Raw genomic sequence first — 939 nt, 5'->3', positions numbered from 1 at the left:
GCAGGCCGACCGCCTGGCCCAGGTGGTGCAGGTGTTCCGCATCGGGCACGACGCCGCGCCCCAGCCCACGCCGGCCCCCGCGCCGAGCGCGCCGCTGGTGGCGGTCCGGGCGCCAGCAGTGGCCAAGCCCACCGCCCCCGTGCCCATGCGCGCCGCGGTCGAGAGCCAACCGGCGATCGAAAGCAAACCCGCGACCGAAAGCAAACCCGTCGTCGGCAGCAAACCGGCCGCCGAACCCCGTCCCGCGCCACGCGTGGTGGCGCCCGCGGCCGCGTCGGCCGAGGGCGAGTGGGAGAGTTTCTGACGGTCCCCGCGCGGTCCCAGGCCGTGCGACCCCCTGTTTCCGCGCCCAGAGAGTGAGTGAAAGATGGACATCGTGAACCGTTTCCGGATCGGCCCCCGCCTATACCTGGGCTTTGCCCTGGTGCTGATGCTGTTGGCGGGCCTGACCGCCGTGGCCTGGTACGGCTTGAAGACCTCGCAGGCCGCCACCGCGCGCGTGATCGAGATGGACAAGCGGGCCGCCCTCACGCAGGAATGGCTCATGAGCACGCAGATCAACATCAACCGCGTGATGGCCGTAGCCACCTCGCGCAACGACCCGGCGGTGGACGGCTACTTCAAGCCGCTGATGTCCCAGGTCAGCGAGCGCATCAGCGTGGTGCAGAAGACGCTGGAGGCCGAGATCCAGAGCGAGCAGGGCAAGGCCCTGCTCAAGGAAATCGCCGAGCGCCGCGCGGCCTACATGGCGGTGCGCAAGACCTATTTCGACACGCTCAAGAACGGCGATGCCGCCGGCGCGCAGCAGCTGCTGACCGGTGGCCTCATGCCCGCGGCCGACGCCTATGGCGCCAAGCAGCGCGAGCTGCTCGAGCTGCAGCACCGCGCCGTGGCCGAGGCCGTGGCGGCGTCCGAGGCCACGGTCAATCGCCAGATCGG

General features: G+C 70.7%; 1 protein-coding gene and 1 pseudogene. Both read left to right on the top strand.

Annotated features, from left to right (window positions below; all coding sequences use genetic code 11):
* Positions 1 to 304: pseudogene (locus tag BGO22_RS19295) on the top strand (hypothetical protein); the annotation flags it as partial.
* 63 nt (positions 305 to 367) lie between these two features.
* Positions 368 to 939: MCP four helix bundle domain-containing protein (locus BGO22_RS19290; RefSeq protein WP_286852243.1), on the top strand; the 572-nt coding region annotated here is incomplete at its 3' end.

It is taken from the genome of Hydrogenophaga sp. 70-12 (assembly GCF_001897365.1).
Taxonomy (GTDB): Bacteria; Pseudomonadota; Gammaproteobacteria; order Burkholderiales; family Burkholderiaceae_C; genus Hydrogenophaga; species Hydrogenophaga borbori.
Note: the sequence above shows the minus strand (reverse complement) of the source record. Positions and strands in the feature narration are given on the sequence as shown.